The sequence below is a fragment of the Amycolatopsis sp. CA-161197 genome, assembly GCF_050942255.1.
GTDB lineage: Bacteria > Actinomycetota > Actinomycetes > Mycobacteriales > Pseudonocardiaceae > Amycolatopsis.
Genome location: NZ_CP192059.1, coordinates 5,060,035 through 5,080,765, shown reverse-complemented (window position 1 = coordinate 5,080,765; position 20,731 = coordinate 5,060,035). Strand labels below are relative to the sequence as shown.

Sequence of the window (20,731 nt, the reverse complement as noted above, 5' to 3'; positions counted from 1 at the left end):
TTCACATCCGGTTCGGGTCAACGAGGATTTTCGGCCCCGCGCCCGGCGGGCGGCGCCCGGCGAAGACGCCGGCGACCTCGTGCAGCCCCACCGTCGCCGCGACGATGGGCCGTGGGTCGACGTCCCCGTCGGCGTAGCGGTCGATGGCCGCCTCGAGCCCGGGTGACGCGCTGAGGATCCCGACGGCCGTCACGTCCTTCAGTGCCAGCTGCCGCGTGTCGATCCCGCTCGGTTCCCCGGCGAGTCCGATGTAGACGATCCGGCCCGACGGCTCCACCAGCTCCAGCGCGGCCGCCGGGACGGCCGGGTCGCTGGTGGCGTCCACGACCGCGTCCACCGGCGGCGCGGGCGGCTCGGCGGCCGCGGAGAACCCCAGCCCGCGGGCGAAGGCGATGGAGTCGGCCGTGACGCCGACCAGGTGGACCTCGGCGCCGGCCGCGCGCAGGAACATCGCGGTGAGCAGCCCGATCGTGCCCGGCCCGTAGACCGCGACCCGCATCCCGTCCTTCTCGCCCAATGCGGCCTGCGCCGCCCGCAGCGCGTTCCCGCCGGGCTCCACCAGCGCGCCGGCCGTCGCGTCGAGGTGCGGGGGCAGCTCGTGCAGCGACGTCACCGGCACCGCGATCTTCTCCGCCAGCGCCCCGGCCCGCCCGCCGCGGATCCCGACCTCCTGCCGGTTCGCGCACACGTGCTGGTGACCGCCGCGGCACCGCCGGCACTGCCCGCACCCGAGCATCGTGTCGCCGACGACCCGCCGCCCCACCCACGCGGGGTGCACGCCCTCCCCCGTCTCGACCACCGTGCCGCACCACTCGTGCCCGATCCGCATCGGGTAGCGCGCCTGGCCGTCGGCGAGGTAGTGCATCTCGCCGGTGAAAAACTCGAAGTCGGTGCCACACACCCCGGCGCGCTCCACGGCCACCACGACCTCGCCCATCACCGCGACCGGCTCGGGCACCTCGGCCACCCCGGCCTCACCGGGCCCGGTGACGACGAAGGCCCTCACTGCCGGAACCCAGCGCATCCACTCATGCGCCCGATGCTAGTGCCCCGCGCCGGCCCCGCGACTCCTTCGAGGGGCCGACGTCACTCCCCCGGCGGGAAGTCCGCCGAACGGCTCACGTCGGCCCACTTCTCGGCCTCCGCCGCGCGTTCGGCGGACGAGCGCGCCGCCAAGTCCACCGCGCCGGCGCCCAGCAGGAGGCTGCGGGGCGGCTCGGCACGCGCGCCCGGTACTCGGCTGCGCACACCAGCATCGGGCAGGATTCCAGGTCGGACGCGGCCGGCGTCGCGCGCGATGCGAGACGGCGCGGCGGATCGAACATCCTGGCATCACTCGCCCGGCAGGAGTCGATCGAACATCGCAGGATCGCCTACTTTTCAGCCTGCCGGAGGCTTCGTGGCCAATGAGGCGTGGCCAGGTCGACCGCCGCACCCCGAGCAAACACCGGAACGGAGCGCCGGGTCAGCACAGTCACTCCCCCGGCGGGAAGTCCGCCGAGCGGCTCACGTCGGCCCACTTCTCGGCCTCCGCCGCGCGTTCGGCGGACGAGCGCGCGGCCAGCTCCACCGCGCCGGCGCCCAGCAGGAGGCGGCGGGGCGGGTCGGTGTGGTCGACGACGTCGATGATGATGCGCGCGGCGCGGGCGGGGTCGCCGGGCCAGGTGGCGGAGTCGGTGCGGCGGCGGTTCATGGCGCCGACCGTCTCGTCGTACTCGGGGCGCACCGGGTCGACGCGCATGGAGGAGCCGGCCCAGTCGGTGCGGAAGGCGCCGGGCTCGATGATGGTCACCTTGACGCCGAAGGGGGCGACCTCGTTGGCCAGCACCTCCGAGAAGCCCTCGACGGCGAACTTCGCGGCCTGGTAGGCGCCCATGCCGGGTGAGCCGCCGACGCGGCCGCCGACGGAGGAGAACTGCACGATGTGCCCCGAGCGCTGGGCGCGCAGGATCGGCAGGGCGGCCTTGGTGACGTTGACGACGCCGTAGAAGTTCGCGTCCACCTGGGCGCGGAAGTCGTCGTCGGGCATGTCTTCGATGGGTGCGGAGTTGGCGTAGCCGGCGTTGTTCACCACGACGTCGAGCGAGCCGAACGCGTCGACCGCCGCCTGCACGGCCGCGCGGGCGGCGGCCGGGTCGGTGACGTCGAGGGCGAGGGCGCGCACGCGGTCGCCGTGGCGAGCCACGAGGTCGTCGAGCTGTTCGGGCCGGCGAGCGGTCGCGACGAGCCGGTCGCCGTGGTCGAGGACCGCGTTCGCCAGCTCCCGCCCGAAGCCGCGGGAGCTGCCGGTGATGAGCCAGGTCTTGGACATGAGTGCCTTCCGGGAGTTCGTGCCTACCTCTCCATCAGACACCGATCCGAGCAACCCGTCAACCAACCAGTTGGTTAGTTAGACCACTCCGCACCGCCTCCGTGATCCGCTCCGCCCGCGTGACGAGCTCCTCCACCCCGAGCGCCTCCACCCCGAGCGCCGGCACCGGATCCGTCCGGCTCTCGATCGCCACCCGCGCGATCACCACGGCCGAGCGCACCGCCTCGGCCGCGGCCGCCACGTCGAGCAGCGCCGCGCCGCCCACCTCGGACAGCCGGCGCTCGGCCGCGGCCAGCACCGAGGCCGCCGCGGTGATCACGTCCGCCGAGGGCCGCCAGGCCTCGAGATCCGCCGTCCGCACCGCGAACGCGTCCTGCTCGGCCAGCCGCAGCCCGTGCATCCAGCCGCCGCCCGCACCGTCGCCGGTACGCGCCAGCAGGGCCGCGGCCTGGGCCAGCGCGAGCGCCGCGACGGTCCCGCCCGCCGGCACCGCGGGCCCGACCGGCGGCGTCGCCAGGGACTTCAGGAACTCGCTCATGATCTGATCCCGCATGAAAATGCCCTCTCAGCGTCGAATGCGTTCCATGCCCGGGTCGACCAGCGGTTCCGCGGCCACCGTCGCCGCGACCCGACGGCCGAAGTACTCGATCTCCACCGCGTCCCCGATGCCGACGGTCCCCGGCAGCCAGGCGTACGCGATCGGCCGCCCGATGGTGTAGCCGTACGCCGCGCTCGTCACGTATCCCGCGGCCGCACCGTCGACGAACACCGGCTCCTTGCCCAGCACCACCGTCCGCCCGTCGTCGACGGTCAGGCACCGCAGCCGCCGCGCGGCCGTCTCCTCCGAACGGCCCTCGATCGCCGCCCGCCCCGCGAACGGACCTTTCGCCGGGCGAACGGCGAACCCGACCCCGGCCTTGTACGGATCGTGCTCGGTGGTCATGTCCGTGCCCCACAGCCGGTAGCCCTTCTCCAGCCGCAGGCTGTTGAACGCCGCCCGCCCCGCCGCGATCACGCCGAGGGACTGCCCCGCCGCCCACAGCGCGTCCCACAACCGCAGGCCGTTGTCCGCCGAGGTGTAGATCTCCCAGCCGAGCTCGCCCACATAGGACAGTCGCATCGCCGTCACCGGCACCCCGGCGATCCGCGCCGAGCGCGCCCGGAAGTACTTCAGCCCCGCGTGCGAGAAGTCCTCCGCCGACAGCGGCTGCACCAGGTCCCGCGCGAGCGGTCCCCACACGCCGACACAGCACGTGCCCCCGGTGATGTCCCGGACGCGGACCCCGTCCGGCGCCAGCGAGTTCAGGTACGCGACATCGATGTTCCCGTTGATCCCCACCTGGAACACCGCAGGCTCCAGCCGTGCCACCGTGACATCACTGCGCACCCCACCGGCGTCGTCGAGCATCAGCGTGTAGGTCACCGACCCGACGGACTTGTCGAGCTGGTTCGTCGTCAGCCCCTGCAGGAACTCCAGCGCGCCGGGCCCGCTCACCTCCACGCGCTTGAGCGGTGTCATGTCGTACAGCGCCACCCCGTTGCGCGTGTGCCACGCCTCCGCCGCCACGATCGGTGAGTGGAACTGCCCCGCCCACGCGTCACGCGCCGGCGGCAGGTACTCGTGCGGCAGCTTCTTCAGCAGCGGTGCGTTGGCCTCGAACCAGTGCGGCCGCTCCCACCCGCCCGCCTCCAGGAACACCGCGCCGAGCTCGCGCTGCCGGACGTGGAACGGGCTCACCCGCAGGTCGCGCGGCGAAAGCTTGGGCTGCAACGGGTGCAGCACGTCGTAGATCTCCACGAAGTTCTGCTGCGACGTCTCGCGGACGTACTCCGGCGCGAGCTGCACCTCCTCGAACCGGTGCACGTCCACCTCGTGCAGGTCCGTCTCGGCACGGCCGTGCACGAGCAGCTCCGCCACGGCCTTGGCGATACCGGCCGAATGCGTCACCCACACCGCCTCGGCGATCCAGAACCCGCGCACGTGCTCCGACTCCCCCACCAGCGACCCACCGTCGGGGGTGAAGGAGAAGATGCCGTTGAAGCCCTCCTCGACCTTCGTCCGGCCGAGCGCGGGCAGCAGCAGCTTGCTCTCCTCCCACGACGGCGCGAAGTCCTCGTCGGTGAACGGCAGCATCGAGGGCATCGACGTCTCCGTCACCTCGCCGGCCACGCCGGTGGGTTCGACGGGCATCGGCCGGTGCGCGTACGAGCCGATGCCGAGCCGGTCCACGTGCTCGCGGAAGTACAGGTCCTGGTCCTGGTGGCGCAGGATCGGCAGGCTCGCCTCGCTCGCCTCCGTGTTGCGTCCCACCAGTTCCGCGACCTGGCCGGTCTTCGCGTACTGGTGCGCGAGCGGCAGCAGCGGCACCGACATCCCCGCCAGCGCGCCCAACTCGACGCCCCAGAACCCGGCGCACGACACCACGATGTCCGCGGAGAACTCGCCCTGGTCCGTCTCGACGCCGGTCACCCGGCCACCGGCCTGCTTGAGGCCGGTCACCTTCGTCGACCCCACGAACCGCGCGCCCCGCGACTCGGCGCGGCGGGCCAGCGCGACGACCGCGCGCGACGCTTTCGCCAGCCCGTCGGTCGGCACGTACAGCGCGCCGTGGATTCGCGAACCGTCGAGCAGTGGCCAGCGCCGCAGGCACTCGTCAACGTCGATCAGGTGCGCCTCGACCCCCCACGACGTGGCCCAGCCGTGCTTGCGGTGCAGGTCCTGCCACCGCGCCGGCGTGCTCGCCACCTCCATGCCGCCGACCTGGTTGAAGCACGGCAGCCCGTCGACCTCCAGGCCGCTGAACTTCTCGACGGTGTAGCGCGCGAACTCGGTCATCGTCTTGGACGGGTTGGTCTGGAACACGAGACCGGGCGCGTGCGAGGTGGAGCCGCCGGTGAGCGGCAGCGGCCCCTGGTCCAGCACGGTGACGTCGGTCCAGCCGCGCGCGGTGAGCTCGTCGGCGAGGTTGGCGCCCACGATGCCGGCGCCGATGATCACGACTCGGGTCATGGCGGAACTCCTTACCGGAAGACGACGGTGCTGTTGCCGTTGAGCAGGACGCGGCGTTCGCTGTGCCAGCGGACCGCTCGCGACAGGGCGAGCGCCTCCGCGTCACGTCCGACGGTGACCAGCTCCCGGGGCGAGTACGTGTGGTCCACCCGCTGCACCTCCTGCTCGATGATCGGGCCCTCGTCGAGGTCGGGCGTCACGTAGTGCGCGGTCGCGCCCACGTACTTCACGCCCCGGTCGTAGGCCTGGTGATACGGCTTCGCGCCCTTGAACCCCGGCAGGAACGAGTGGTGGATGTTGATCGCGCGGCCCGCGAGCTTGCCGCACAGCTCGTCCGAGAGCACCTGCATGTACCGGGCGAGCACGACGAGGTCGATCTCGTGTTCCCACAGCAGGTCCAGCAGCCGCTGCTCGGCCCCGGCCTTCGTCGCCGGCGTCACCGGCACGTGCTCGAACCGCACCCTGGCGGCCTCGACCATCGGACGCAGGTCTTCGTGGTTCGACACCACCAGCGCGATCTCCGCGCCCAGGCTGCCGGCGCGCCACCGGAACAGCAGGTCGCTGAGGCAGTGCCCGAACTTCGACACCATCACCAGCACCCGCGGCGGCGTGCCGTCGGCGAACTCGAACTCCATGCCGAAGTCACCGGCCACCGGCACGAACGCGCGCCGGAGATCGTCCACAGTGGCCGGTACGGAACACGTGAAGGAGGTGCGCAGGAACAGGGAGCCGCGCACGTCGTCGTCGAACTGCTGGTGCTCGACGATGTCGCAGCCGCGTTCCAGCAGGAACGTGGTGACGGCGTGGACGATGCCCGCGCGTTCCGGGCACTTGAGCGTCAGTGTGAAGGCCACGGTGCCTCCTCGGTGTACACGGCCTCCTCGGTGTACACGGGTTCGTGGGTGTACTCGGTGGCGGCGTCGGCCAGCCAGGCGGCGAAGTAGGGCGCGAAGGACTGGCGCACGAGCACGGTGAACTCGCCGGCTTCGCGGACCAGCAGCACGATTCCCGTGCGGGCCAGCAACGTCTGCACGCAGGTCCCGGGCGGCGACACGGCCGGGTCCAGGTCGATCGCGCAGCCGTGCGCGAGCACGTCGCGCACCGCCGGGCCGGCCAGCCGGACAGTGGTGCGCTGCGCCGACGTGTCGGTCACCGCGCCCACTCCGATCGCCGGCCGCAGATCCGCTTCGGTCACCGCGCCGGGCTCGGCGAGGACCAGATATTCGTCCGGGCCCAGCCACGCCACGTCGACGGTGCCGAAGGGACCGGCACCCGAGGCGAAGGTGCACGGCTCGGCCGGCAACGGCACCCCCAGCACCTCCCCCACGGCATCGTGGCCTTCGCGCACCCGCACGGTCAGCTGCGTCCGGAACGGCCGTTCCTCCGCGACCACGGCGGGCCCGAGAGTCGCCAGCGCCGCCGCGTGGCCCGCGAGCGGGGCGCGGCGCATCAGGTCAACCGTCACGACGGGTCCCCTCCTTGTCGAACAGCACGGACTCGGTCACGGTCACCGGCACCACGGCGTCGCCCACCGGCACGTACAGCGTCTGGCCGACGCGTTCCCGGCCGGACCGCAGCAGGGCGAGGGCGAACGTGCGGCCCAGCGCGGCGCTACGGTAGCTGGACGTGACGTGGCCGAGCATGCGCACGGGCGGCTCGGGTACGTGGTCGGTCTCGATCAGCTGCGAGCCCTCCGGCAGCAGCACGGCGGGGTCCTGCGGCAGCAGGCCGACGAGCTGCTTGCGGTCGGGCCGCAGGTTCTCCGCGCGGGTGAAGGACCGCTTGCCGAGGAAGTCGGGCTTCTTCTTCGACACGGCCCAGCTCATGCCGAGATCCTGCGGCGTCACCGTGGCGTCGGTCTCCTGGCCGATGATCGGGTAGCCCTTCTCGGCACGCAGCACGTGCATGGTTTCCGTGCCGTACGGCGTGATTCCGTCTTCGGCGCCGGCCGCCAGCAGCGCTTCCCACAGCGTGATCCCGTGCCAGGCGGGCACGTTGATCTCGTACGCCAGCTCACCCGAGAAGCTGATCCGGCAGACGCGCGCGTCGATCCCGGCGACCAGCGCGTCCTGCCAGGTCATGAAGCCGAAGGCGTCGTTCGACACGTCGAGGCCCGGCGCGACCTTCGCCAGCACCGCGCGGGACCGCGGGCCGACGAGCGGGATCGTGGCCCAGTGCTCGGTCACCGACGTGGCGAACACGCACAGGTGCGGCCACTCCGTCTGCAGCCACTCCTCCATCCACTCCAGCACCATCGCGGCGTTGCCGGTGGTCGTGGTGACGAGGAACCGGTCCTCGGCCACGCGGATCACGGTGCCGTCGTCGATCACCATGCCGTCGACGCCGCACATCACGCCGTAGCGGATGCGGCCGACCTGCAGCGAGCTCATCAGGTTCGTGTAGAGCAGGTCGAGGAACGCCGCGGCGTCCGGGCCCTGCACGTCGATCTTGCCGAGCGTGGAGCCGTCCATGAGCGCGACGCCGGTGCGGGCCGCGCGGCATTCCCGCAGCACCGCCGTTTCGAGGTCCTCACCGGGCCGCGGGTAGTACCACGGCCGCTTCCACTGGCCGACGTTCTCGAACTCCGCGCCGTGCTCGACGTGCCACGGGTGAAGCGCCGTCACCCGCACCGGGTCGTGCAGTTCGCCGCGGTTGCGCCCGGCCAGTGCGGCGAACGACACCGAGGTGTACGGCGGGCGGAACGTCGTCGGCCGCTGCCCGGCCAGGTCGCGCCCGAGCGCCTCGGCGGTGATGCCCGCCGCGAGCAGCCCGGAAGTCTTGCCCTGGTCGTGTGCGGTGCCGATGGTCGTGTAGCGCTTCACGTGCTCCAGCGACCGCAGGCCGGCGCCGGTCGCGCGCAGGACGTCGGACACGGTGGCGTCGCGCTGCAGGTCGACGAACCGGGTGTCCACTTCGGACTCCGCGGCCGGGACCTGCCACAGCACCTTCGCCTCCGGCAGGCCTTCCCCCGCGGCACTGCCGACCACGCGCACGGCCGGCAGGTCACCGTCGGGCACGTAGGCGCCGAGCTCGGGGGCGTAGCGCAGCGTACCGCGGGCCTGGCTGAACAGGTGCACGGCCGGGTTCCAGCCGCCGGACACGAGCAGCAGGTCGCAGGCGAAGCGATCCCCTTGCGTGGCCCCGAGTTCCGCGACGACCGCCGACGTGATGCGGTCACCGCCGGCGGTGCCGACGACCCCGTGCCCGGTCCGGATCTCGATGCCCCGGGCCGCGGCGTCCTCCCTCAGCCGGGCGGACACGATGTGCCGCGCGTCGGCGATCACCGCGATCTCCGCTCCGGCGTCGGCCAGGTCGAAAGCGGCGTCGTACGCGCTGTCGTTCGTGGTGAACACGACCGCGCGCTGCCCGGCGAGCACGCCGTAGCGGTTCAGGTACGTCCGCGCGGCGCCGGCGAGCATGATGCCGGGCCGGTCGTTGTCGGGGAACACCACGGGACGCTCGTGCGCGCCGGTCGCGAGCACAATCCGTTTCGCGCGGATCCGCCACACCCGCTGGCGTGACATCCGCTCGGGTGCCGCGTTCTCACCACGGCGTTCCAGCGCCAGCACGAACCCGTCGTCGTACGCGCCGAACGCCGTCGTGCGGGAGAGGAACCGGACGCCGTCGGGGATCTCCCCGCTCGGCTCGGGCCGGTCGTCGACCAGGAGCACGCGGCCGGAGGCCTCGGCCGCGGCGGCCAGCCCGGCCGGCCCGGCGCCGACGACCAGGACTTCGCAGTGGATGTGCTTGGCGTCGTAACGCGCCGGGTCGGGCCCGGCGGCGAGCCGGCCCTGCCCGGGCAGGCCGCGGGCGACCAGGCCGTCGTACAGCTCGACGGTGGTCGCGCTGAGCATCGGCTCCGGGAACGGCGCTTCGATCTGCACGAGCGCGGTCGCGTCCTCGACGCCCGCCGCGAGGATGCCACGCGGGCGCCCGTACTTGATGCTCGTGGCCACCTGGTGCACGCCGTTGGCGAGCAGGGCCGAAGCGAGGGTGTCGCCGCGGAAGCCGGTCAGCTCGCGGCCGTCGAAGGTGAACTTCAGCGGGGCGGCGCGGTCGACGGCGCCGCGGCCGGGCAGCCGGGTCACGGGATCACCGGCCTGGTCTCGTCGAGGCGGTAGACCGCCAGGAGGTCGTGGGTGCGGGTGTCGCGCACGGCGTTGAACCAGCGGCGGCAGCCCGCGCTGTGGGTCCACCGCTCGGGCAGCGGACCGCTCGGGTTGGCGCGGAAGAAGACGAACCTCGCCCAGTCCTCATCGGACAGTGCGGCCGGATCCTGCGGGTAGGCGACGTGCGCCTGGCCGCCGTAGTGGAACTCGGTCTCCTCGCGGGGACCGCACCACGGGCACGGGATGAGTTGCACAGGGAGCTCCTAATGGGCGACGGCAGCGGCGCCGTGCTCGTCGACGAGGGCGCCGGTGGTGAACCGGTCGAGGGTGAACGGCTCGGTGTACGGGTGCGGCTTGCCCTTCGCCACAGTGTGGGCGAAGCAGTCGCCGACGCCGGGCGTGGCCTTGAACCCGCCGGTGCCCCAGCCGCAGTTGACGTAGAGGTTCTCCACGGGCGTGAGGCCGACGATCGGCGACGCGTCGGGCGTGACGTCCACGATCCCGGCCCACGTGCGCAGCAGGTGCGCCCGCGCGAACACCGGGAACAGCTCCAGCGCGGCGGCCATCTGGTCCTCGATGATGTGGAACGCGCCGCGCTGGCCGTAGCCGGCGTAGGAGTCGATGCCGGCGCCCATCACGAGCTCGCCCTTGTGCGCCTGGGACACGTAGACGTGCACCGCGTTCGACATCACCACGGTCGGGTGCACCGGTTCGAGCAGCTCCGACACCAAGGCCTGCAACGGGTGCGACACCAGCGGCAGGTCGAACCCCGCCAGCTTCGCGACCACGGACGAGTGCCCGGCGGCGCACAGCGCGACCTTGCCCGCCGCGATCCGGCCGCGAGTCGTGTCCACGGCGGTGACCCGGCCGGCCGCGGTCTCGATGCCGGTGACCTCGCAGTCCTGGATGAGGTCCACCCCCAGCGCGGCCGCGGCGCGCGCGAAGCCCCACGCCACGTAGTCGTGCTTCGCGATCCCCGCGCGCGGCTGGTAGGTGGCGCCCAGCACCGGGTAGCGCACGTCGGGCGAGGTGTTGACGATCGGGCAGATCTCCTTGACGCCCGCCGCGTCGACCCACTCGGCGTCGATGCCGTTGAGCTTGTTGGCCTCCACGCGGCGGACGCTGTCGCGCACGTCCTGCAGGCTGTGCGCGAGGTTGAGCACGCCGCGCTGGCTGAACAGGATCGGGTAGCCGAGGTCCTCTTCGAGGCCTTCCCACAGCTTCAGCGAGTGCTCGTAGATGCCGGAGCTCTCGTCCCACAGGTAGTTGGAGCGGATGATGGTGGTGTTGCGCGCCATGTTGCCGCCCGCGAGCCAGCCCTTCTCCAGTACGGCGACGTTGGTGATGCCGTGGACCTTCGCGAGGTAGTAGGCGGTGGCGAGGCCGTGGCCACCGCCGCCGACCACGACGACGTCGTAGGAGCTCTTCGGTTCCGGGTTGTCCCAGAGGAAGTCGGGGTGGTCGGGCAGGTCGGCACCGGGAGCCGTCGGGGTCACTGCGGGGCCTCCGAGTCCGGGTAGAGCGGGAACTTCTCGGTGAGGGCGGCGACTCGGGCCCGCAGCTTCCCGGCGACGATCTCGTCGAAGCTCGGCAGCAGCGCCGTGGCGACGATGTCCGCGACCTCGCGGAACTCGTCGGCACCGAAGCCGCGGGTGGCCAGGGCCGGGGTGCCGATCCGGATGCCGGAGGTGACCATCGGCGGGCGCGGGTCGAACGGCACGGCGTTGCGGTTGACGGTGATCCCCACCGAGTGCAGGCGGTCCTCGGCCTGCTTACCGTCCAAAACGGAATCGCGAAGGTCCACGAGCACCAGGTGCACGTCGGTGCCGCCGGTCAGTACGGAGATCCCGGCGGCCGCGGTGTCCTCGGCCAGCAGGCGTTCGGCGAGCAGCTTCGCGCCGCGCAGTGTCCGCCGCTGGCGCTCGGCGAACTCCGGTTCGGCGGCCATCTTGAACGCCACCGCCTTCGCCGCGATCACGTGCTCCAGCGGGCCGCCCTGCTGGCCCGGGAACACCGCGGAGTTCACCTTCTTCGACAGCTCGGGGTCGTTCGTCAGCACGACGCCGCCCCGCGGGCCGCCGAGGGTCTTGTGCGTGGTCGTGGTCGTGACGTGCGCGTGGGGCACCGGCGACGGGTGCAGCCCGGCGGCCACGAGGCCGGCGAAGTGGGCCATGTCGACCATCAGGTACGCGCCGGCCTCGTCGGCGATCTCGCGGAACCGCGCGAAGTCCAGCTGCCGCGGGTAGGCCGACCAGCCGGCGATGATCAGCTTCGGCCGGTGCTCCCGCGCGAGCCGCGCGACCTCGTCCAGGTCCACCCGGAAGTCCGTTTCGGACACCTCGTAGGCCGAGACTTCGTAGAGCAGGCCGGAGAAGTTGATCCGCATGCCGTGGGTGAGGTGCCCGCCGTGGGCGAGCGAGAGGCCGAGGATGCGGTCGCCGGGCTTGAGCAGCGCGGCCATGGCCGCGGCGTTGGCCTGCGCGCCCGAATGCGGCTGGACGTTGGCGAAGCGGGCACCGAAGAGCTCCTTCACGCGCTCGCGGGCCAGGTTCTCCAGCACGTCCACGTGCTCGCACCCGCCGTAGTAGCGCCGGCCGGGGTAGCCCTCGGCGTACTTGTTGGTGAGCACGGAGCCCTGGGCCTGCAGCACCGACCTCGGCGCGAAGTTCTCGCTGGCGATCATCTCCAGCGTCGCCTGCTGGCGGCGCAGCTCCGCACCGATCGCGGCGGCCACGTCCGGGTCGAAGTCCCGCAGGGAACGGCCGAGCACGGCGGCCGCTTTCCCGATCGTCGAGGTCATTCCTGCCTGCTTCCGTTCGCTGAACTCAGAACTGGCTGGTCGACTTCTGATATATCAATCTTCGATGTAGGGTAGGCGGGGTGCGCACCCAGGTCAACAGCCCGATCCCGGTCAGCGGCCCGTCACTCGCGGAACAGGCCTACCTGTTCATCCGCGACCGCCTCGTCATGCTCGACATCAAACCGGGCGACCCGATCAACGAAGACTGGCTCGGCAGCACGCTCGGCATGGGCCGCACGCCGGTGCGCGAGGCGCTCAAACGCCTCGAGACCGAGCACCTCGTGGTCGCCTACCCGCGCCGCGGCACCTTCGCCACCGACGTGAACATCTCCGACCTCGCACACATCTCGGAGGTGCGCCGCACGCTGGAGCCGATGGCGACGGCGGCCGCGGCCGAACGCGCGTCGGAGGCGGACCGAGCGGGCCTCACGGTGCTGCGCGAGCAGCTCGACGCGGCGAACCCCGCCGGCAACACCGAACTGCTGCGCACCGACCTCGAACTGCACCGTGCGATCTACGGCTGCGTGCACAACCCGTTCCTCGAGGACACCCTGATCCACTACGACAACCTCGCCACCCGCATCTGGTGCGTGTTCCTGCCGCGCCTGCGCGGCATGGCCGGCCACGTGAACGAACACGTGCCGCTGCTCACGGCGATCATCGAGGGCGACGCGAAGAAGGCCGCCGATCTCACGCTCGACCACGTGACCGGGTTCGAGGCGGCGATCCGCGCGCTGATCTGAGGCGGGCCCGCCGGATTCCGGTCAGGACAGCAGGAATCCGCGGTACCCGTCGGCCGCGATCTCGTCGGCCCGCCGGCGGTAGGCACCGACCCCGCCGACGTAGGGCATGAACACCCGGGGTTTGCCGGGCGTGTTCGCGCCGAAGAACCACGTCTCGGTCGAGCGGGCGTAGAGGGTCGCCTCCGCCGCGTCCCGGACGTGGTCGACCCAGGCGTCCTCGGCCTCGACGGTGGCCTCGGCCCGGCGCACCCGGTGCTCGCGGGCGTGGTCGAGGAAACCGGCCACCCACTCGACGTGCTGCTCGGCCGAGTTGACCATGTTGCTGAACACCGAGGGGCTGCCGGGGCCGGTGAGCAGGAACAGGTTGGGGAAGCCTGCCACGGAGAGGCCGAGGTAGGTGCGCGGGCCGGCGGCCCACTTTTCGGTGAGCGGCCGGCCACCGGCACCGCGGATGTCCATCCGCGACAGCGACCCGGTCATCGCGTCGAATCCCGTGGCGAACACGAGGACGTCGAGGTCGTAGTCCGCGGCGGCGGTGCGCAGCCCCGTCGGGGTGATGGCCTCGATCGGCGCGGAGCGCACGTCGACCAGGGACACGTTGTCCCGGTTGAACGTCTCGTAGTACCCGGTTCCCGAGCAGAGCCGCTTGGTCCCGAAGGGGAAGCCCTTCGGGACGAGGAGTTCCGCCACCCGGGGGTCCTCGACGGTGGCCCGGATCTTGCCCCGCACGAACTCGGCGGTGGCCTCGTTCGCCTCGGGGTCGGTGAGCACGTCCTGGAACGCCCGCATCATGTAGAGCCCGCCGGACTGCCACCGGGACTCGAGCTCGTCAAGCCGTTGCGCGGCGGTGAGATCGCGGTACCGGTTCGGGTTCTGCGGCTGGCTGTGCCCGAATCCCGACACCCGCGCCCGCGCGCGCCGCTCGGGATATTCCGCCTTCCACAGCGCCTCTTCCCGGGTGCCGAGCGGCCGGTTGCGCGCCGGCATGCAGTAGTTGGCCGTGCGCTGGAACACGTGCAGGTGCTCGGCCTGCTCGGCGACGATCGGGATGAGCTGGGTGCCGGACGAGCCGGTGCCGATCACGCCGACGCGCCGCCCCGAGAAGTCGACGGGCCCCCTCGGCCAGTCACCGGTGTGGAACCACTGTCCGGCGAAGCTCTCGAGCCCCGGGAACTCCGGCACCTGGGCCACGGTCAGGCAGCCGGTCGCCATCAGGCACCAGCGCGCCACGACGGATTCGCCGGTCTGCGTGGTGACGGTCCATTCCGCCGTGGCGTCGTCGAAATGCGCGCTGGTGACTCGGGCGTCGAGGGTGATGTGCGGGCGCAGCTCGTAGCGGTCGGCGACGTGGTCGAGGTAGCGCAGCAGTTCCGGCTGCCCGGCGTAGCGCTCGTGCCAGATCCACTGCTGCTGGAGGTCGTCGTCGAACGAATACGAGTAGTCCATGCTCTCGATGTCGCAGCGGGCGCCGGGGTAGCGGTTGTGGAACCAGGTGCCGCCGACGCCCGAACCCGCTTCGAACAGGCGGACCGAGAACCCGAGGCGCAGCAAGCGGTCGAGCAGGTACAGGCCGGTGAAGCCGGCGCCCACCACCACGGCGTCGAGCCGTCCGGTCGAGGTCGCCGCGGGTGTCCGGGTGGTCGTCATGGTCCGCCTTCCTGCTCGCCGTGCCCCGCCACGATCGGCGGTCGGGGCGGGCGAGGACCACACCGTTTCCCGTTCAGCGAGAAAGTGCGCGGCTGATGCCGCGAGCGGTGGCCAGCACGGCCGGCGTGGCGGCCGAAACGTCCGAAGGGGAATTCGGCACGATCACCGACACCGCCGCCACGACGACGTTCGCGTGGTCGCGGATCGGCGCGGCGATCCCCGCGGCCGCCGGGTGCACCGAGCCGCGCTGGACCGCGCCGCCGATCCGCCGGGTGTGGGCGAGGGCGCGGCGCAGGTCCTTCGGATCGGTGATCGTCGCGGAGGTGTAGGCGGACAGGCGTGGTTGCGCGAGCACGTCCTCCTGGAGGTCCTTCGGGCCGAACGCGAGCAGCACGAGCCCGGACGAGCACGTGTGCACCGGCAGCCGGCCCGCGACGCGGGTGATGTTCACCGTCGTGCGGCCACGGGCGCTGAGCCGTTCGAGGTAGAGCACGTCGAAGCTGTCCAGCACGGCGAGCTGGGTGTGCTGGCGCACCACCGCGTGGAGGTCTTCGAGGTAGGGCAGGGCGACGTTGCGCAGCCCGAGCGCCGCTGTCGAACGCCAGCCCAGCTCCCACAGCCGCACGCCCACGCGCAGCAGCTTGTCCGGCCCCTTCTCGAGCAACCCGAGTTCGACCATCTGCGCGACGAGACGGTGGGTGGAAGCCATGGGGATCCCGGTGCGGCGGGCGATCTCGGAGGCGGACAGCCGCGGCGTCGCGGGGCCGAACACCTCGAGGACCCGGGTGGCCCGGCTCAGCGTCGTCTCACCACCCTGCTCCACACCGGTCACGCGGTCACGCTACCGCCGCGCGGCGCCGGACCTAGCCTTCGGTCCGCGCGCGGACCCAGTCGTGGAACGCGCCGATGTGGTGCTCGCTCGGCACGAGGACCCCGCCGCGCGCGTAGGAGCGCGAGTCCATCGCGAGCTGGCAGCGTTCGCACGCCTCGAAGTCCTGCAGGTTCACGCGGTGGAACAGCTCCACGGAGCGGTCGAGGTCCACTCCGGACTCCACGACCTCCGGCAGGTAGAGCCAGTCGCACACCACGAGGGTGCGGTCGGGGGCCAGCGGGAACATCCGGTGCAGGATCACGTGGTCCGGCACGAGGTTCACGAACACCTGCGGCCGGATGGTGATCGCGTAGTACCGGCGGTCCTGGTGCTCCCCCACGCCCGGCAGCCGCGTGACGCCGGCGCTGCCGTCCACGGTGAACCCGGCGATCTGCTCGCCGAACTCCGCGCCGTGGCCCACGTAGTACTGCGCGGCGTAGCCGTCGGCGAACTCCGGCAGCACCTCGGTGAGCTCCGGGTGGATCGTCGCGCAGTGGTAGCACTCCATGAAGTTCTCGATGATCTGCTTCCAGTTGGCCTTCACGTCGTACTCGATGCGCCGGCCGAGCGCGAGCCCCTCGAGCCCGTACGCCGCGATCTCCCCCGGGCCGCCGAGCCGCTCCGAGACGTCGGCCATCACCGTGGCCTCGAACGACGGCGGTTCCTCGGCCAGGCACACCCACGCGTACCCGAGCCACTCGCGCACGGCGAGCTTCGTGAGCCCGTACTCGGTGCGGTCGACGTCGGGCATGCCGGTGAGGTTCGGCGCGGCGATGAGCTTGCCGTCGAGGCCGTAGGTCCACGCGTGGTACATGCACTGGAACGCGCGCTTCACCTGCCCGCTCCGGTCGGTGCACAGGCGGGCGCCGCGGTGGCGGCACACGTTGAGGAACGCGTTCACCTTGCCGTCGCGGCCGCGGGCGACGAGCACGCTCTCGCGGCCGATCTGCACCGTCTCGAAGGTCCCCGCGGTCGGCAGGTCCGCGGTGCGCACGGCGCAGAACCAGTCCGTTTCGAAGATCCGCTCCTGCTCGCGGGCGAAGATCTCCGGGTCGGTGTAGTGGCGGCCGGTCAGCGTCGGCAGGAGGCTCTGCGGGAGGTCGGTGGTGGTCACCGGCGGTGCTCCTCTCGGGGCGGGACGGTCGGTGCGGGAGTGCGGGAGTGCGGGAAGCGCCGGGTGCGTGACCGGCAGAAGTCATGGGGAGAGCCACCGGCGTTGATGTTGCACAGGGCGCGCCGCGTTGCTCTCTCCGGAACACAATGCGGGCGCTCGAGGGCGCTGTCAAGGACGGGATTTTCGCGTCACCCGATTACCGGACGCGGCCGGGAAACCGGTGCGCGGAACCGGTTTCGGCTCAACCCCAACGAAAACCCGTCAGGCCGAGGGACCTTCGATGGCCCGCCGGAAGAGGGCTTCGATCTCCGGCCGGGCCGGCTGCGGGTCGGCCAGCGCCGCCTGCATGAGCAGGCCGCAGAACAATCCGGCGAGCAGCCGCCCGGTGAGCGGGTCGGTGCGGGTGGAGAAGAGCTTGATCAGCGCGTCGTCCCACGCCGCGCTCGCCGGACGCAACCGCGGCCGGTGCAGGGCGGCGACGTAGAGGTCGTACTCGACGACCGTGTGCGGGTAGAGCTCGTGGATGTAGCCCATCACCAGATCGGCCAGCGCCGCGGCGAAGTCGGCTTCCGGGTCGAGCGCCTGCTCCCACTCCTGAAGCTCGCGCACGTTGTTCGCGGCGGCTTCGTGCAGCGCCACCTCGAGCAGGTCGTCCAGCGTCGCGAAGTGGTAGGTCGTGGAGCCGAGCGGCACCCCGGCGGCGGCCGCGACGGCGCGGTGGGTCAGCCCGTCGATGCCGCGTTCGGCTACGACCTCGATGGCCGCCTTCGCGATCCGGGCCCGCCGCTCGGGGTCGTTGGGGCCGCGCAGCTTCCTGCGCCCGGCGGTGTCACGCGTCGTCATCGCCGCCAAGCTCCTTCACTCACCGGTCTCGTCGGGCACCGCTGATCGTCGCACGGCCTCGCGCGAACGCCCGGTGTCGGCTCCGAGAACTCGTTGTGGACATGTGTACACGCTTAGCGTACAAATGTACGCACTCGAAGTGCCGCGCGTCACACCCCGCGTGGCAAAAGGCTCCGCGAGCTGCTTGGGAAGGCCTGATGAAGGACCTCCACATCGACGGAATCTGGACCGAAGCCGCCGGCGAGGCGCGCTCGGAAGTGCTCAACCCGGCCAACGGCGAGGTGCTGGCCACCGTGGCCGTGGCGGGTCCCGCCGAGGTCGGCGCCGCCGTGACCGCGGCCCGCCGCGCGTTCGACGGCGGGCCCTGGCGAAGAACGACCGCGGCCGACCGCGCGGACCTGCTCACCCGCATCGCCGCGCTGCTGCAGCGCGACCGCGAGGACCTGGCCCGCACCGAAACGCTCGACACCGGCAAGACCCTCGCCGAGGGCCGCATCGACATCGACGACGTCACCGCGGTCTTCCGCTACTACGCCGCCCTCGCCGCGCACGACGCCGGCCGGGTGGTGGACACCGGCGACCCGCGCGCGATCAGCCGGATCACCCACGAGCCGGTGGGCGTCTGCGCGCTCATCGCGCCGTGGAACTACCCGCTGCTGCAGATGTCGTGGAAGCTCGCCCCGGCGCTGGCCGCGGGCAACACCACCGTGCTCAAGCCGAGTGAGGTCACCCCGCTGTCCACGATCCGGCTCGTCGCGCTCGCCGAAGAAGCGGGCGTGCCGGCCGGGGTGGTGAACCTGCTGCTCGGCCCGGGCGCGGTCGGCGCGGCAATGGTGGAGCACGCCGGCGTCGACCTCGTGTCGTTCACCGGCGGGCTCGCCACGGGCGAGAAGATCATGGCCGCGGCCGCGCGCGGAGTCCGGCGTGTGGCGCTCGAACTGGGCGGCAAGAACCCCAACGTGGTGTTCGACGACGCCGATTTCGAGACCGCGCTCGACTACGCGCTGGCCGCCGCGTTCGTCCACTCCGGACAGGTCTGTTCGGCCGGCGCGCGGCTGATCGTGCAGGACGGCGTACACGACCGCTTCGTCGCCGAGCTCGCCGCGCGGGCCGACCGGATCCGCGTCGGCGACGGGCTCGACCCCGCCAGCGAAGCGGGCCCGCTCGTGTCCGAACAGCACCGGGCGAAAGTCGAGGGCTACATCGCAGGTGCGATCGAAGCGGGCGCGACGCTGCTCGCGGGCGGCGGCCGGCCCGACGATCCCGCGTTGCAGCGGGGGTTCTTCCTGCGCCCCACCGTGTTCTCCGGCTGCACCCGCGAAATGGCCGTGGTGCGGGAGGAGGTCTTCGGGCCGGTGGTGACCGTCGAGCGGTTCACCGACGAGGCCGAGGCGATCACACTCGCCAACGACACCGACTACGGGCTGGCCGGTGCCGTGTGGACGTCGGACGCCGGGCGGGCGCAGCGCGTGGCCGGGGCACTTCGCCACGGCACCGTGTGGATCAACGACTACCACCCCTACCTGCCGCAGGCGGAGTGGGGCGGGTTCGGCCGGTCGGGCATCGGCCGTGAGCTCGGCCCTTCGGGGCTGGCGGAGTACCGCGAGACCAAGCACGTCTACCACAACATCGATCCCGTACCGCAGCGCTGGTTCAAAGGCTGATTCCCCTCCCCCACCACCTTCGAGGACGACGAACCATGACCACACGATCCAAGCCGGCGGGCGGGGGGTCCGCCGGGGACCACTCCGACAGCTCCGAGCTCGCCAAGTTCGGCTACCGCCAGGAGCTCGAGCGTTCCCTCGGCTCCTTCTCCAGCTTCGCCGCCGGGTTCAGCTACATCTCGATCATGACCGGCGTGTTCCAGCTGTTCTTCTTCGGCTTCGGCTCGGGCGGCCCGGCCTTCATCTGGACCTGGCCGCTCGTGTTCATCGGCCAGCTGGCCGTGGCGCTGTGCTTCGCCGAGCTGGCCGGGCAGTTCCCGCTCGCCGGTTCGGTGTACCAGTGGGCCAAGCAGATCGCGAAACCCGCGACGTCGTGGCTCGCGGGCTGGATCATGATCATCGGCGCGATCGTGACCGCCGCGGCCGTCGCGGTCGCGTACCAGATCATCCTGCCGCAGGTCTCCACCGCGTTCCAGATCGTCGGCAGCGACTCCGACGCCGGCCTCACCTCCACGCCCGGCGGCGCGCAGAACGCGATCATCCTCGCGCTCGTGCTCGTGGTGTTCGCGACGATCGTGAACATCATCGGCGTGAAGCTGATGGCGAAGATCAACAACTTCGGCGTGGCGGTGGAGCTCGGCGCGAGCGTCCTGCTGATCATCGCGCTCGCCGTGCACATCAAGCGTGGCCCCGGCCTGGTGTTCGACACCCACGGCACCGGCGACGGCCAGTCGCTCGGGTACCTCGGCGCGTTCCTGGTCGCATCGCTGATGAGCGCGTATGTGTTCTACGGCTTCGACACCGCGGGCTCGCTCGCCGAGGAGACCACGCAGCCGCGCAAGCACGCGCCCCGGGCCATCATCCGCGCGATCACGGCCGCCTTCATCGTGGGCGGGCTGATGATGCTCGTCGGCATGATGGCCGTCGGCGACCTCAACGCCGAGGAGCTCTCCACGTCCGGCATGCCGTACCTGCTCAAGAGCACGCTCGGCACCGGCCTCGGCGACGCGTTCCTGATCTGCTCGGCCATCGCGATCACCGTGTGCTGCCTGGCCGTGCAGACCGCCGCGATCCGCATGACGTTCGCGATGGCGCGCGACGGGCGGCTGCCGTTCAGCAAGGCGCTGGCGAAGGTGTCGCCGCGCTCGAAGACGCCGATCCTGCCGGCGCTGATCACCGGCGGGCTCACCGTGGTGGTGCTGCTGATCAACCTCGGCAACCAGCGCGCGTTCTTCGTGCTCACCTCGACGGCGATCATCCTGTTCTACATCCCCTACCTGATGGTCACCGGCCCGATGCTGGTGCGCCGCCTGCGCGGGCAGTGGCCGCGCCCCGGGCACGGCCCGTACTTCAAGCTCGGCCGCTGGGGCACGCTCGTGAACTTCGTCGCGGTCCTCTACGGCGCGGGCATGACGATCAACCTGATCTGGCCGCGGGCCGAGGTCTACGGCGACGACCACTGGTACTTCCAGTGGGGCGCGGTGCTCATCACGGGGCTGATCGTGCTCGTGGGCGGGGTCCTGCTGTGGGTGCGCCGCAGGCACTGGGCGGCTACGCACACGAGCCCCGAACACCAGCCGGACACCCCGGCGCCCGGTTCCGTGACCGGCTGAGAGAAG

Annotated in this window: 18 protein-coding genes; 3 read left to right on the top strand and 15 right to left on the bottom strand. The window is 71.7% G+C overall.

Annotated features, from left to right (window positions below):
- Position 1: 1 nt before the first annotated feature.
- The 11 genes from ACQPXB_RS24130 to glyA form a co-directional block, all read right to left on the bottom strand.
- The gene (locus ACQPXB_RS24130) at positions 2-1,006 is read right to left on the bottom strand and encodes a zinc-dependent alcohol dehydrogenase (protein WP_432856203.1); all 1,005 of its coding nucleotides are present in this window, start codon (positions 1,004-1,006) and stop codon (positions 2-4) included.
- A gap of 80 nt (positions 1,007-1,086) precedes the next feature.
- Positions 1,087-1,248, bottom strand: coding sequence for a hypothetical protein (locus ACQPXB_RS24125; protein ID WP_432856200.1), 162 nt, complete (start codon positions 1,246-1,248; stop codon positions 1,087-1,089).
- 226 nt (positions 1,249-1,474) lie between these two features.
- Positions 1,475-2,311, bottom strand: a complete 837-nt coding sequence (locus ACQPXB_RS24120) for an oxidoreductase (RefSeq protein WP_432856197.1) — start codon at positions 2,309-2,311, stop codon at positions 1,475-1,477.
- Positions 2,312-2,369: 58 nt separating this feature from the next.
- Positions 2,370-2,849, bottom strand: a complete 480-nt coding sequence (locus ACQPXB_RS24115) for a hypothetical protein (protein WP_432856194.1) — start codon at positions 2,847-2,849, stop codon at positions 2,370-2,372.
- A 27-nt stretch (positions 2,850-2,876) separates the two neighbouring features.
- Complete coding sequence (locus ACQPXB_RS24110) at positions 2,877-5,321, bottom strand: GcvT family protein (protein WP_432856191.1); 2,445 nt, start codon at positions 5,319-5,321, stop codon at positions 2,877-2,879.
- A gap of 11 nt (positions 5,322-5,332) precedes the next feature.
- Entirely contained in the window at positions 5,333-6,175 is an 843-nt protein-coding gene (gene purU, locus ACQPXB_RS24105) for a formyltetrahydrofolate deformylase (protein WP_432856188.1), read from the bottom strand.
- The gene (locus tag ACQPXB_RS24100; protein WP_432856185.1) at positions 6,160-6,786 is read right to left on the bottom strand and encodes a sarcosine oxidase subunit gamma; all 627 of its coding nucleotides are present in this window, start codon (positions 6,784-6,786) and stop codon (positions 6,160-6,162) included. Before ACQPXB_RS24100 ends, purU begins: the two co-directional genes overlap by 16 nt.
- On the bottom strand, positions 6,776-9,409 hold the full coding sequence (locus ACQPXB_RS24095; RefSeq protein WP_432856182.1) for a 2Fe-2S iron-sulfur cluster-binding protein: 2,634 nt from the start codon (positions 9,407-9,409) through the stop codon (positions 6,776-6,778). Before ACQPXB_RS24095 ends, ACQPXB_RS24100 begins: the two co-directional genes overlap by 11 nt.
- Positions 9,406-9,684 (bottom strand): sarcosine oxidase subunit delta, encoded by a 279-nt coding sequence (locus ACQPXB_RS24090; RefSeq protein ID WP_432856180.1) that lies wholly within the window; start codon positions 9,682-9,684, stop codon positions 9,406-9,408. Before ACQPXB_RS24090 ends, ACQPXB_RS24095 begins: the two co-directional genes overlap by 4 nt.
- A gap of 9 nt (positions 9,685-9,693) precedes the next feature.
- The gene (locus ACQPXB_RS24085) at positions 9,694-10,926 is read right to left on the bottom strand and encodes a sarcosine oxidase subunit beta family protein (RefSeq protein ID WP_432856178.1); all 1,233 of its coding nucleotides are present in this window, start codon (positions 10,924-10,926) and stop codon (positions 9,694-9,696) included.
- On the bottom strand, positions 10,923-12,230 hold the full coding sequence (glyA, locus tag ACQPXB_RS24080) for a serine hydroxymethyltransferase (RefSeq protein ID WP_432856175.1): 1,308 nt from the start codon (positions 12,228-12,230) through the stop codon (positions 10,923-10,925). The genes ACQPXB_RS24085 and glyA overlap by 4 nt, the downstream gene beginning before the upstream one ends.
- Before the next feature lie 80 nt (positions 12,231-12,310).
- Here glyA and ACQPXB_RS24075 point away from each other — a divergent pair, with 80 nt between their 5' ends.
- Positions 12,311-12,973: a GntR family transcriptional regulator gene (locus tag ACQPXB_RS24075; protein WP_386945779.1), complete on the top strand. Its 663-nt coding sequence runs from the start codon at positions 12,311-12,313 to the stop codon at positions 12,971-12,973.
- A 21-nt stretch (positions 12,974-12,994) separates the two neighbouring features.
- On the opposite strand, the gene ACQPXB_RS24070 is transcribed toward ACQPXB_RS24075, so the two are convergent.
- The 4 genes from ACQPXB_RS24070 to ACQPXB_RS24055 form a co-directional block, all read right to left on the bottom strand.
- The gene (locus ACQPXB_RS24070; RefSeq protein WP_432856171.1) at positions 12,995-14,620 is read right to left on the bottom strand and encodes a flavin-containing monooxygenase; all 1,626 of its coding nucleotides are present in this window, start codon (positions 14,618-14,620) and stop codon (positions 12,995-12,997) included.
- A 73-nt stretch (positions 14,621-14,693) separates the two neighbouring features.
- On the bottom strand, positions 14,694-15,452 hold the full coding sequence (locus ACQPXB_RS24065) for an IclR family transcriptional regulator (RefSeq protein ID WP_432856168.1): 759 nt from the start codon (positions 15,450-15,452) through the stop codon (positions 14,694-14,696).
- A gap of 31 nt (positions 15,453-15,483) precedes the next feature.
- Positions 15,484-16,605 carry an aromatic ring-hydroxylating oxygenase subunit alpha gene (locus ACQPXB_RS24060; protein WP_432856165.1) on the bottom strand — a complete coding sequence of 374 codons (1,122 nt, stop codon included), beginning with the start codon at positions 16,603-16,605 and terminating at the stop codon, positions 15,484-15,486.
- A gap of 261 nt (positions 16,606-16,866) precedes the next feature.
- A complete protein-coding gene (locus ACQPXB_RS24055) occupies positions 16,867-17,448 on the bottom strand; it encodes a TetR/AcrR family transcriptional regulator (RefSeq protein WP_366581946.1) in 582 nt (193 codons plus the stop codon).
- A gap of 197 nt (positions 17,449-17,645) precedes the next feature.
- Here ACQPXB_RS24055 and ACQPXB_RS24050 point away from each other — a divergent pair, with 197 nt between their 5' ends.
- Together ACQPXB_RS24050 and ACQPXB_RS24045 are read left to right on the top strand one after the other, a co-directional pair.
- On the top strand, positions 17,646-19,112 hold the full coding sequence (locus tag ACQPXB_RS24050; RefSeq protein ID WP_432856161.1) for an aldehyde dehydrogenase family protein: 1,467 nt from the start codon (positions 17,646-17,648) through the stop codon (positions 19,110-19,112).
- Positions 19,113-19,147: 35 nt separating this feature from the next.
- Positions 19,148-20,725, top strand: a complete 1,578-nt coding sequence (locus ACQPXB_RS24045; RefSeq protein WP_432856158.1) for an amino acid permease — start codon at positions 19,148-19,150, stop codon at positions 20,723-20,725.
- The last annotated feature ends 6 nt before the right edge of the window (positions 20,726-20,731 follow it).